10 protein-coding genes are annotated in these 11650 nt (G+C 65.3%); 7 read left to right on the plus strand and 3 right to left on the minus strand.

Translation table 11 applies throughout. The annotated features are described in order from the left end of the window. Positions 1-37: 37 nt before the first annotated feature. The gene (locus OP79_RS29530) at positions 38-1183 is read right to left on the minus strand and encodes a hypothetical protein (protein ID WP_157857384.1); all 1146 of its coding nucleotides are present in this window, start codon (positions 1181-1183) and stop codon (positions 38-40) included. Between the two features lie 45 nt (positions 1184-1228). Next, on the minus strand, positions 1229-1660 hold the full coding sequence (locus OP79_RS29535; protein WP_245685495.1) for an ATP-binding protein: 432 nt from the start codon (positions 1658-1660) through the stop codon (positions 1229-1231). 160 nt (positions 1661-1820) lie between these two features. Here OP79_RS29535 and OP79_RS29540 point away from each other — a divergent pair, with 160 nt between their 5' ends. Continuing rightward, entirely contained in the window at positions 1821-2669 is an 849-nt protein-coding gene (locus tag OP79_RS29540) for a helix-turn-helix domain-containing protein (protein ID WP_051745012.1), read from the plus strand. Continuing rightward, positions 2666-2854 (plus strand): DUF397 domain-containing protein, encoded by a 189-nt coding sequence (locus tag OP79_RS29545; RefSeq protein ID WP_033324495.1) that lies wholly within the window; start codon positions 2666-2668, stop codon positions 2852-2854. The genes OP79_RS29540 and OP79_RS29545 overlap by 4 nt, the downstream gene beginning before the upstream one ends. A 66-nt stretch (positions 2855-2920) precedes the next feature. Here OP79_RS29545 and pglX read toward each other — a convergent pair whose 3' ends face one another. Beyond that, positions 2921-6715, minus strand: coding sequence for a BREX-2 system adenine-specific DNA-methyltransferase PglX (gene pglX, locus OP79_RS29550; RefSeq protein ID WP_063742006.1), 3795 nt, complete (start codon positions 6713-6715; stop codon positions 2921-2923). A 202-nt stretch (positions 6716-6917) separates the two neighbouring features. On the opposite strand from pglX, the gene OP79_RS29555 reads away from it, so the two are divergent. From OP79_RS29555 to OP79_RS29575, 5 genes are all read left to right on the plus strand, one after another. Then, on the plus strand, positions 6918-7430 hold the full coding sequence (locus tag OP79_RS29555; RefSeq protein WP_051745014.1) for a hypothetical protein: 513 nt from the start codon (positions 6918-6920) through the stop codon (positions 7428-7430). 46 nt (positions 7431-7476) lie between these two features. Then, entirely contained in the window at positions 7477-8874 is a 1398-nt protein-coding gene (locus OP79_RS29560) for a KGGVGR-motif variant AAA ATPase (protein ID WP_033324497.1), read from the plus strand. Beyond that, complete coding sequence (locus tag OP79_RS29565) at positions 8871-10349, plus strand: hypothetical protein (RefSeq protein WP_033324499.1); 1479 nt, start codon at positions 8871-8873, stop codon at positions 10347-10349. Before OP79_RS29560 ends, OP79_RS29565 begins: the two co-directional genes overlap by 4 nt. Before the next feature lie 192 nt (positions 10350-10541). Beyond that, positions 10542-11201, plus strand: a complete 660-nt coding sequence (locus tag OP79_RS29570) for a DUF433 domain-containing protein (RefSeq protein ID WP_033324500.1) — start codon at positions 10542-10544, stop codon at positions 11199-11201. 7 nt (positions 11202-11208) lie between these two features. Then, the gene (locus OP79_RS29575; RefSeq protein ID WP_033324501.1) at positions 11209-11583 is read left to right on the plus strand and encodes a PIN-like domain-containing protein; all 375 of its coding nucleotides are present in this window, start codon (positions 11209-11211) and stop codon (positions 11581-11583) included. Positions 11584-11650: the final 67 nt, after the last annotated feature.

The raw sequence follows: 11650 nt of genomic DNA on the forward strand, positions 1-11650 counted from the left end.
CTTGTGGAATGCCCTCGCCGACTCATCGAGCGAACTACTATGCGGCGCTCCGAACCTGCTCCGGCGTGCGCTCAGGCTCGTCCTGTCGGGGAGCGGCGGGCGGAGCAACAGGCAGGGCGGGCGGCTCGACCAGGGCGTCGAGCACGGTCACCCCGAATCTGTGCGCGAGCGGCGCGGCAGCCGCGGCCATGGCGAAGACGATCAGCGGGGCGAACTCGCCCGCGGCCCCGGTCACACCGAGAACCACGGCGACGCCGATGACGGCGCCCATGAAGACGAGTGGGACCAGCACACGCGCCTTCAGCGAAGGCACGGTCGCTTCTGCCGCGCCCGCATCGGACACATCGCTGAGGAGGCCGGCGTCGACCACATGGAAGTCCCGCACCTGCGCTCGCGGTCGGCTGCTGTAGGTGAGCACGCCGCAGACCAGCGACCACAGCTCATGTTCGCGGGCTCGTCGTGTCTCGTCCTCGTTCGCGCTGTGCACGAGCGCGGCGCGGTGGCGGAGGTTGCGCACGAGGAGTGCGGTGTCGTTCGCCATGCTCTGACGACTGGCAGGGACAGCACCGAGGGATTCCCGATGCGCTCTCCGTACCAGCGCTGTGCATAGCTCCTCGATCAACCCGCTCTGCCAGAGAGCCGGCGTCGACTTGGCGGGTACGGCGTCGGCTCGCGTGGTGAAGGATTCCAGTACGGCCACGGCGGCGACGCTGACGGTACCGGCCGAGTCGGCATTGCGGATCGCCCTGCTGTCGATCCCGGTAAGGCAGACGGAGAAGAGGAAAAACGCGGTGTAGAGCCCGATGAGCGGCGGCGACGGTGTGTGTCCTGCGGCGGGTGCGAGGACGAAGGCGAGCGCGACGACGGCCAGCGCACCGGGCGCCATCAGGAAAACCCTGCTGAGTCTGGCCCAGGTGGCGTGGGCGTGCACTTGGCTCAGGAGGTGTTCGCAGTGTTCGTTTTCCAGCACCCGGTACTCGGGGCGGTCTCCCAGCACTTCCTTGACGGCACTGAGTCGGGCTTTCGCCCTGGGCCGACCGACGCTTCCCAGGAGGGGCAGACGGCTGAGGCGCCTCCCCGGGATGCGCGTTCCGCCGGCCCACGGGATGTAGTAACCGATCAATGTGTAGGGAGTGATGAGGAGCCAGAGGTTGAAGACGAACCACAAGTACGCCTGTTTCATGTGGGAAGCGTCGCATCGCGCACTGACAGTGGCCCGGGCACAAGCTCAGTGATCGATCTCGGCCCAGACCGTCTTGCTCGGACCAGGCTCGGAGTCGACACCCCAGCGCGTGGCGAGAGCTTCGACCAGGAGAAGGCCACGCCCGGTGTCGGCATCTCCATCGGGAGGGGTCGACGCGAGTACGGGAAGGCGCTCGCCTTGGGCGTCGGCAATCTCCACGCGGACCGTTCCCACGCTGGAGGTTAGGCGCAGGGCGATGTCCCGACCGGGTACGCGCCCGTGGAGTACGGCGTTGGCGGCCAGTTCGGCCACGATCAGGGCGGCGGTTTCGGAGACGTCGGAGCCGTATGGGATTCCCCAGGCGTCGAGCTGCTGGGTGGTGAAGCGGCGAGCGAGTCTGGCACCGCGGCGGGTGGCGCTGAGCCGCTGGTTGAACATACGTACGGTAACCGGGACTTGGGGGTGTGGTGCGGTCATGGCGCCCAGCGTTCCGGTGAGGTGGGCCGTTCAACAGGCACGACACTGGTACAGCCGCGTTGTACTGGTTCACGCGATGGACAGGGCTAGTAACACCTTGTAACCATGGGCGGGTTGTTGTTCCGGCGGGTCGGCGGGCGAGTGCGGGAGGTGGCCGGGCGTGGTGGACGTCGAGGACGCGAGGGCCGGGGTCGGTGGCAGTGAACCAGAGGCGTCGGACAGCCTCAAGACCTTCGGCGCGGTACACAAGGCGCTGCGGGAGACGGCTGGGCTGACGCAGGAGGAGTACGCCGAGATCGTCGGCTACTCGGTCCACGCCATCGCCAAGCTGGAGCAGGGCAGACGTTTTCCGCAGCCGAAGTTCATCGCGCGGGCAGGGGATGTGCTGGGGGCGCCGAAGGTACTGCGGGCGGCTGCTAGGAACCTGACGCGGAGGCAGGGGCTGGCGTCGTGGTTCCAGCAGTGGGCGGGGATCGAGGAGGAGGCGATCTCGCTCTATGCGTATGAGTGCAGGGCTATTCCCGGGTTGTTGCAGCCAGAGGCTTACATTCGGGCGATCTTTGAGAGGCGGTTGCCGCCCGTCACCGAGGAGCGGCTTGAACGGGAGGTCGCGGCTCGACTCGAACGGCAGCAGCTCTTGACCAAGAGGCCGAACACCGCGTTCAGCTTCGTCATCGAGCAGGCACTCATCGAACGACGGGTGGGCGGCGTTGGCGTGACCAAGGCGCTCATCAACCACCTTCTGGAGGTCGGGAAGCTGCGCAACGTCGAGATCCAGATCATGCCGCTTCAGCAAGAGGATCACGTAGGCGTTGACGGCCAGATGTACCTGGCAGAGACTCCTGAACATCAGTGGGTTGGCTACACCGAGGGCCAACGCTCAAGCAACCTGATCACTGCGCCAGAAGACGTGAGCGTACTGCTTCAGCGCTATGGCAAGCTGCGTGCGCAGGCCCTCGATTGCAGGGCCACCGTGAGCCTGCTGACACAGATCCGAGGAGCGCTATGAGCACCACCGAACCGGCATGGTTCAAGAGCAGCTACAGCGGCAGCGAGGGCGACAACTGCGTCGAAGTCGCGGTGGACCGAGCCATCCACGTGCGGGACTCAAAGCAGCGAGAGGGCGGACAGCTCGCCCTCTCCCCTACCGCTTGGTCGGAGTTCGTCGTGTACGCCATCGACGCCCAAGTCTGAGGCAGTCCGGTGCCAATGGGACGGCACAGAGCCTTCACGCTCTGGCCGCCCCAAGCCGTCTGCGGACTACTCGATGTCGAGTGCGGGCTGATCAGCAGCGATCTCGGACTTCTTGGGAGCGGCCTTCCGCCCCCGCGTCTTCTTCACGGGCCGCCACGCCTTCAGGTCGGCCGCACTGAGCTGGTGCTTGGCCATCTGCTCCTCCAGGTAGGCATCACAGTCCTCGGCCGGCACACTCTCCCACTCAGGGTCATACTCACCGTGCCACTGCCGCACCCAAGGCATGACTTCCCGCAGCCCGGCGATGAGGGGGGTGATCCGCTCGGCACCCCAACCGCCTTGTGTCGTACGGTCCTCGATGAGGTTGATCAGCGCCTGTGCCTGGTCCTTATGATCCCAGCCAGCCCACCCTAGGAGCACGGTCGGGTCGGCATCGGGGCTGGCTTCCAGGTAGGAGATGAACCGCTCCTTGGGGACGTCGAGCTTGCCGCGATTTGACCAGTAGGACGCCTTGAGGAAATCGGCGGAGATGTACTTCGGCGGCACAGGAATGTCGAGCCGCTCGCCGCTCTTGTCCTCTTCCCGCTGCAGCGTCCAGACCTCTTCCCACTGCTCACGCTTACGTAGGCCGGAGTCCTTGTAGCGCATGGCCGCGAGGTAGGGCACGTGTTCGTCGGCGACGACGTCTGCGAGGACCTGTGCCAGGGGAAGGTCCGGCTTGCCGAGGTGATCAGCGGCGTAAAGCGAGGCGACGGAGGTGACTTCGGCATCTGAACTCAACACGTCGGCAATTTGGTTGACAGTGAGAATACGGGGCTGCTCCATTCCGTCGCGAAGGGTGAACCAAAGGGAACGATCCTCACACCGGTCCAGCAGCCAGGTACGGAGAGCTGCTTTCTCCTTCTTCTCCCAGGGCTCGATGGCCCACCGCCGCTTGCACTCGGGCCGCTCGATGAGCCCAATGTCCTTGCGGCTCTCGATGATGTCGATGCGAGCCTGGACGACGTTTCGGTACCAGTCAGGCCAACGGGCGGGAATCTCGGTGATGGGAGTAGACCCGTGCCGCTCGAACCATGCGGTCTCAATCTCGCCCCTGGTCACCTTCCGCGCCAGCACAATCTCAAATGCTCGTTCGCCGAGGCGAACTTCGGGGGTCCTGTCCAACGCTGATGACGGGTCGACGGTCCGCGCCATGTCCGTTTCCGTCAACAGCCCATAGGCCCCGTACACCTGCCAGTCCAGTTCTTCTTGCATAGACACCATACGCTGGCGCGTGCGATTGAACTCGGCGCGGGCGTCGTCTAGAGCCTTGCGTGTGGGAGCGACAACTCTACAGACGGCAGATGGTTCGCTCTTTGTCAGATCCTGCGCTAGACAATCCAGCAAGCCTGCCACTTGAACCGGCAACCGCTGCGGCAGAGGGAGCTCTTGCAACTTGATCCCGGTAAACTCATAGAATTTCTCCCAGTCCTCACTGGCAATTCCCCCGCCAATACCCCCATTCCCCTTGTCATGACAAACTTGCTTCAACCAGAAACACGCTGTAGACGAATTCAACACACCAACAAGAGCCAGCAACTCGCCGTCGGAAATATCTTCAGGAGCCGCCAAGGCCGGCATGTGCTGTGTGGTGATAATTCCACTCGAATTCATTGCCGCATGATTGTGTGTTGCCACCTTTGATAGCACAACAGTACGCCTGGCGTCAGCACGCGAATGAGTCCACCTATACCACGACCACCAGGGAACGCCCATCTCAAACCGCGTCTTACCTGAGAAATCAGCAAGTCGCCCCAGAGGTTGCTTAACGCGCCAAAGGCCTTTAGCCCACGAGTCCCGGATATCAACCTCGAGTACCTCGCCGCCGCTACCGTACGGCGCAATAGCGAGTTCTTCAGGCGTAATGATCCAGTCTCGCAACTCGTCCCCAACCGCGACCCTTCGAATCATGCGCGGAGGCGTACCAAACCGCTCATGCCACTGCGGCTGCAAGTAGAAGACATCATCAGCACCCGAGAAACCGGAGAAACCTGCCTGCGCGTTCAACGCCTGCCCCAGAGTCTGCTCTTGCGCAGCCCGCAAAGCATCAACCAAATCCCCGGCACCTCCCCCGCTCAGACTCCACGGATAATCACTGAAATTCAAGCGGGGAGAATCAGCCACACTGACCCATTCGGACTCACTCCCTGATTTCGCGATCTGCTCGGTGATAGCCCGCCAAACGACACCATCTGCCGCAACCTCCGGCTGTGACGGTTCCCCACGGACCCCCAGCACCACCCGCACTGTTTCTTCAGTACTGGGCACACGGTTGCGGCCGATCAAGATCACTGTGGGAGTGCCATGGCCCGGAATGTAAACTCCGGATGTATCAATCACGTGCGAAAGCGCGACGCGTCCGCGGAAGACTACCTCGATCAGCTTCCTTCCAAACTCCCTCTTCATAAAAGAGTTCGCAGTGATCTGCCCAACGAAACCACCACCCCTGCGGGAGCCACCCACCCCCTTTACAGCAAGCTCGAACAACCTCTGCGCGAACGGAACAGACAAGGCGTATTTCCCTGCACACGCGTCATATGTCTTTCGATAGTTCTCGTTCTCCTGCTTGTCCTTAACTGTAATATACGGCGGATTCCCCACTACGACGTGATAAGTCCCCCGCCCCAGCAAATCAACCCGCCGAGCAAACTCCCAGACATCCTCGGTCTCGTAGGCAAAAGTCTCCCTAAAAACGTCCCTCTCCTCCGTGGCAAACAAATCCAGCTCCTGCTGGATGCCCGCCGTCCCCCTCCCGTGCAGCAGCGAATCCCCCACAGCCACATTAATAGGAAACACCGGCGCCTCAGCCAGCCTCCGCGCCCCCGCCTCCTTCATAGCCGCAACAAGCAACCGGAATCGCGCAATACTCACTGCAAACGGATTCTTGTCGCACCCGTGCACGGACTCCAACGCCCGCCGAACCACCGTCCAGTCATCCGCAGCAGGCGTAGCGACCCGCCACTTCTCGACCAGCCGGTGAAAGATCCCCAACAGGAAGTGCCCGGACCCGCAAGCCGGGTCAATGGTCCGCAACCCCCGCCGCTCCTCCCCCTCAGGCCCGACCCACACCGGATCCAGCCCGAACTCCTCCTCGCTCACGGCAGGTTCGAGCGTCAGGTCGAGGATGAACTCCTCGACGAACTCCGGCGTCTGCAGCAGCGCGTACGTCTTGCGCGCATGCTCACTCAGGTCCTGATACAGGTCACCGAGGAACCGCGTATCCCACTCCGGGTCGGTGAAGTCGTACCGGATCTCGCCATCCGCCCCCCACCTCCGCCAGAAGCCCAGCAGCTCGGTCGCCGCCTCGTAGCTCGGCGTCAGCCCCCACAGCGGATTGTGTGCGCGGCTGAACAGCCCGGCCGCCGTCTCATTGGTCGACGCCACATGATCGAACGCCGCGATCAGCCAGTCCCGGTTGTTGAGGTGCGGGAACTCCCGGAAGAACGCCTCGTGCCGCTCCTCCGCCTCAACAAGCCGCTCCCCCGGCCCGGCGATGAACGGCTCCTCGATCAGCCCGTTGTCCTCACAGAACCGTACGAAGACACAGGCCAGCACCCACGCCGCCGCAGCCTGCGTGACCCGCTCGTCACGCCACGCCCCGTACGTCGCCGCCGTACGCGACGCCTCCAAGGCCTGCCCGTACTCGGCACTCAGTCGGACGCGGAACTCCTCGACGGAGTCACTGCGCTCGCGCAGATCGTCCTCTAGGGCGGTCACCTGCCGCTTCAGGTCCTTCAGCAGCGCAACCCTGTCCACCCCGGAACCGGACCCCGAACCCGAGCCCGCCCCCGCAACCGCATCCGTGACCGTCACTCTTCGCATCCTTCTGACCGCACCGCACCGTATTCGCCGTCTCCTGCAGGGCCGAACCCGTCACCAGGACTCACGACCGGAAACTTCTCCTCCATCCTGCCAGCCCCACCTCCCAGGCCGACGCCCCCCGCAACCCTCGTCTTCCCGGCAGAAGCCACAGAACTCGGAAACCACTCCCACCACCCAAGATCACGCGGTTAAAGTTCCCCTCATGACGGGGGCATCTCAAACACCGGTTCCGGCACCTCGGCACACCTTCCTTGAGGCGGGCCGCGGCCACTACGACGCGGCGGCGCAGCTCGCGAAAGACGCGAAGCACGTCGGCCCCACGGACCACCTCGCGGGTCTCGCCGCCGAGTGCGCGGTCAAGGCGATGCTCATGGACTACTTCGGTTCCGTACAGGACACGCCGCTTGGAATCCCGTACAGCCCCAAGATCAAGAACCGGCCGGTGCCCAGCAAGACGCAGGAGAAGAAGGCGGAGAAGGAGTCCAGGCACTGGCACATGCCCGATGTCTGGAACGACCTCGTCAAGCTCGCGGACGGTCGACGCGGATCACTCATCCTCAGTCGCCTCCCCCAGGACAACCCGTTCGCCGAGTCAGCCGACGAATGGAGCGTTGACCACCGCTACGTCGACGGCCAGCAGATATCCGAGGAGCGCGTGGCACGTCACCTCGAAGCGGCCCGTACCCTCATAGCCGCGTACTACCTCGCGCAATGAAGCAGAGCAGGATGAGCCGCAGGCCGGGAGAAGAAGCAACAGCCCTATGAAGCCCACCCGATTCGACACCGCCTGGGACGCCGCTCTGCGCTTGGCCGACCGAACCGCCGCCTCCGGCCCGGACGTCGTCCTCGTACGAGACCTGCTCGGCCGGGTTTCACTCCTCGTCGACGACCGTGACAAGCCGCTGGCCGCCGATTCCGCTGAACTGACCGCGCTACGCGAGGAGTTCGCTGCGGCCACTCGCCCCTTCATCAGCGGCGATCCAGTTCAAACCGCCTCGGCGCTGTTCGCCCCGGAAATGTTCCTCGACTCCGCCGAACTCGTCGTACGCAGCGAACGCGAACCCGGTGGAGCCGGCCAGGTCGGCGTCCTCGAACGCACCGTCGTCGGCGCCGACTGGTCCCGCGACACCGACTCCGACGCATCGCCCTCCGCCGAACGGCGCGAGAGGCGCATCGCCCTCTACGGCTTCAAGGGCGGCGTCGGCCGCTCCACAGCGACGGCGATACTCTCGCGCCACCTGGCGAGCCGCGGCTACTGCGTGCTCGTCGTCGACCTGGACCTGGAATCCCCCGGCGTATCGTCCCTCCTGGAGAACCCGGCCGGACTGCCCGCACACGGCATCGTCGACCACCTTGTCGAATCCGCCGTCGGCAACGAGGCGGACCTGGACCTCGTCACCCGCAGCAGCGTCCTGCCCGGCATCGAGGGCAACGGCGAGGTGTGGCTCGTGCCCGCGAGTGGAAAGCCGCGCGAGGGAGAGCCGTACGACTACCTCGCCAAGCTCAACCGCATCTACAGCGACCTGCCCGCAGCCGAACCCGGCAGCCAGCCGCGTCCCTTCTGCGCACGTCTCGATGACGCCATCAAGGCCTGCGAGGACCTGGTGGCTGAGCGCTCCCGGCGGCCGGACGTCGTACTGCTCGACAGCCGTGCCGGCATCCACGACATCGCGGCGGTCACCCTGACGCAGCTCAGCGGTCTCGCGCTGCTCTTCGCTGTGAACAACCCCTCCACCTGGGAGGGGTACCGAATGCTGTTCGGGCAGTGGGCCCAGCGACCGGACCTGGCGAGCGAACTACGCAGTCGGCTGCGGATCGTCGCCGCGATGTTCCACTCCGCGGGCGACACCAAGCGACTCGGTGCCCTGCGCGACCAGGCGTACGAGACGTTCTCGGAGCTTCTGTACGACGATGTGGAAGCGGATGCCGAGGACGAGTTCGACCCCGACCCGGATGCCCCGGCGGTCTTCCATCCCGCGCCCCAGGACGGCGACGCGCCCCACGCCCCCATCCCCATCCTCTTCGGCAACGACCTGGTCGGCCTCGACCCATACCGCAGCCGCGACTGGCTGGAACTGCCCTTCATCGAGGCCGCCTACGCACGGTTCCTCGCCGCGCTCGATCGGCTGGTCCCCAAGCACCGTACGGAAGCGTCATGACTCACGACCTGACCACCGACGAGTACCGGACTCTGCTCGTCCAGGCACCCGGCAGCGCGTTCGACGCGGACACCGAACAGCCGGACCTGCTCAAGATGTTCACGCCATCCAGCCACCGGCGCGCCCTCGACCCCGACGTCACCGTGGTTCTCGGTGCGCGCGGCACCGGCAAGACGTACTGGACCAAGGTGCTCGAGACCGAAGAGCTGCGGAAGGTCGCCGCGGCCTCCTACATGATCCCGCGCCTGAGCGACCTGGATGTCACGACCGGTCACGGACGGGGCGGAGGCAGCGGAGCTGCATACCCGACGCGGAAGATCGTCCGCAAGCTGGTCCAACAGGCGCCTGAGGGTGAGGAGTTCCGCGAGTTCTGCGAAAACTTCTGGTTCGCGATCATTCTCCTCGCCCTGGAAGTCCCGACCGTTTTGCACCTCCCCGACTGGCAGGCTCGGATCGACTGGGTGGCGGAGCATCCCGAGGAATCCGAGGCCGCCTTGTGGGACAGGGACAGGGATGCCCAGCAGAACGGCAGTCCCCACCTGCTGATCTTCGACGCGCTGGAGCATCTGCATCAGGACCGCTCCGTCGTCGACAAGCTCGTCTCAGCCCTCTTCGCGGTGGCCCTGGACCTGAGGCTCAGCTTCCGCAGCATCCGGGCCAAGATCTTCGTACGCCCCGACATGTACGCCAGCGCACCCAAGGACTTCGCCGACGCCTCGAAACTCGACGCCAACCGCGCCGAACTCACCTGGACCCCCGAGAACCTCTACGGCATGCTGTTCCACCGGCTCGGCAACCAGCCCGGCCCCGAGGCCGAGAAGTTCCGGGCGCGGACCGGCCCCTGGCACCCGCAGGGCGACAGCAGGTACACCGCTCCCGTCGAGGTCATCGCCGACCCCGAACGGCAGGAGAAGGTCTTCGGAGCGATGGCGGGCCTATACATGGGCGCCGATCACCGCAAGGGCTACACGTACACCTGGCTGCCCAACCACCTTCAGGACGGCAACGGTGAGATCAGTCCTCGCACGATGCTCCGCGCAGTGTCGAAGGCCGCCGAGGTGACGCGGGACCGGCATCCCGGGCATGAGTTCGCCCTCCATCACGACGCGATCCGGCAGGCCGTCCAGGACGCGTCCCAGATCCGCGTGGCCGAGATCAAGGAGGACATCCGCTGGGCCGCCGCAGCCGTGGAGAAACTGCGCGGCACGCAGGTCCCCATGGAGCCCTCCGTGGTCATCCACATCTGGTCCACGGAGTCCCTCGCCACCGAACTGCGCAAGCTACTGGAGGACAGCGAGGACGGCAGCGGCCCGGCCGACGTCGGCGACTACTTCGGCCTGATCAAGGAACTGACGGCCCTCGGCGTCATGACAGAACGCGCCAGCGGCGCCGTGGATCTCCCCGACGTCTACCGTCTGGCCTTCGACATCGGCCGCAAGGGCGGAGTCTCCCGGCCCCGGCGGACCGCCAAGTAGGCCACCGGCCCGGCACAGCGCAACCGCTCCGAGGGCGCGCAATCACCTGCGGGGACTCATTTCGGTGAATCACCCTGGCGTTGTCCTCCCCAGGTGAGGGTTGTCTCGCTACCGTGCGGGCCTCGGCCTACGGTGGGGGGAGGGACAGCGCTGTGCCCGAATGCAGCTATACAGAGGATGGAGGTGTCGGCAATGGTGGACAGGTTCGGCGACCCGCTGCTGAGCATCCAAGAAGCGGCCAGGCACCTCCAGCTGCCCGACCGCACGCTGCAGCGTTGGCTGCGTCACGAGAACGCGGCAGGAGCGCCACTGGTCCACAGTGTGGAACCGAGGAAACGCGGCTGGCCCTCGTTGCCCTTGGTGGCGATCGTGGAGGCCTACGTGCTGCGCTCGCTGCGCGGGTACCTGAGCATGCCCCGCATCCGGGACGCCACGGAGGCCGTACGGAACACCTTCGACGACGAGTACGGGCTGGCCACTCGCCGTATCGCGACGGACGGCGTGGACATCTTCGTGGAGTACGCGGATGGCGAGCTGGCTCGGGCGCGCGACGGCCAGCGGCCGATCCGCGAGGTCATCACGGACTATCTCCACTACATCAGCTGGGAGCCGGGCGAGCAGTACCCCTACCGACTCCGGCTGCGTCAGTACCCGGACGTCGCACCGGTGATCATCGACCCGCGTTTCGGGTGGGGCGCTCCGGTCGTGGACGGACCGAACATCCAGGTCGACGCCATTGTCGGCATGTGGAAAGCCGGCGAGTCGCTGGAAACGGTCGCGGCAGAGTACGGGCTGTCTCGTGACCAGGTCGAAGCGGTCTGCCAGGTCGCGACACGAGACCAAGCCGCCTGAGTTTCTTGTGGACCGCAACCTGGGCAAGTCGGTCCCGGCGCGGCTCAGCGAGCTGGGATGGCACCTGCACCTTGTCGCCGACGAGTTCCCGGACGACGGGCAGCGGACACCGGATGAGGAATGGGTCGAGCACGCGCTCCTGCGCGGCTGGGTACCGCTCGGCAAGGACGGCCGCATCAGGGGACGAGACGGCGAACGTGAGCCGATCGAGCGCCTCGCCGGGGTCTTTTTCTACCTGGACAATCAGAGCCTCAGGATCGACGAGATGGTTCAGCGCATCCACGAGGCACAGGCCCAGATCTACCGGGCCGTGACCCGTGGAGGCCCTGCCATCTACGCCATCAAGAACGGCGGCATCAACAAGACTTGGCCGGACACCTGAGCCGACGGAATTCGAGATCCAGGGCCAGGCGGACTGCCTGGAAGACCCCGCCTGCCCGACGGTGCGC

It is taken from the genome of Streptomyces yerevanensis (genome assembly GCF_000716805.1).
Lineage (GTDB): Bacteria > Actinomycetota > Actinomycetes > Streptomycetales > Streptomycetaceae > Streptomyces > Streptomyces flaveus.

Bases quoted from the DNA above. Each gene is read 5' to 3' on its own strand.
- OP79_RS29535 (WP_245685495.1), bottom strand. From the start codon at position 1,660: ATGACCGCACCACACCCCCAAGTCCCGGTTACCGTACGTATGTTCAAC.
- OP79_RS29565 (WP_033324499.1), top strand. From the start codon at position 8,871: ATGACTCACGACCTGACCACCGACGAGTACCGGACTCTGCTCGTCCAG.
- OP79_RS29545 (WP_033324495.1), top strand. From the start codon at position 2,666: ATGAGCACCACCGAACCGGCATGGTTCAAGAGCAGCTACAGCGGCAGC.
- pglX (WP_063742006.1), bottom strand. From the start codon at position 6,715: ATGCGAAGAGTGACGGTCACGGATGCGGTTGCGGGGGCGGGCTCGGGT.
- OP79_RS29555 (WP_051745014.1), top strand. From the start codon at position 6,918: ATGACGGGGGCATCTCAAACACCGGTTCCGGCACCTCGGCACACCTTC.
- OP79_RS29560 (WP_033324497.1), top strand. From the start codon at position 7,477: ATGAAGCCCACCCGATTCGACACCGCCTGGGACGCCGCTCTGCGCTTG.
- OP79_RS29530 (WP_157857384.1), bottom strand. From the start codon at position 1,183: ATGAAACAGGCGTACTTGTGGTTCGTCTTCAACCTCTGGCTCCTCATC.
- OP79_RS29570 (WP_033324500.1), top strand. From the start codon at position 10,542: ATGGTGGACAGGTTCGGCGACCCGCTGCTGAGCATCCAAGAAGCGGCC.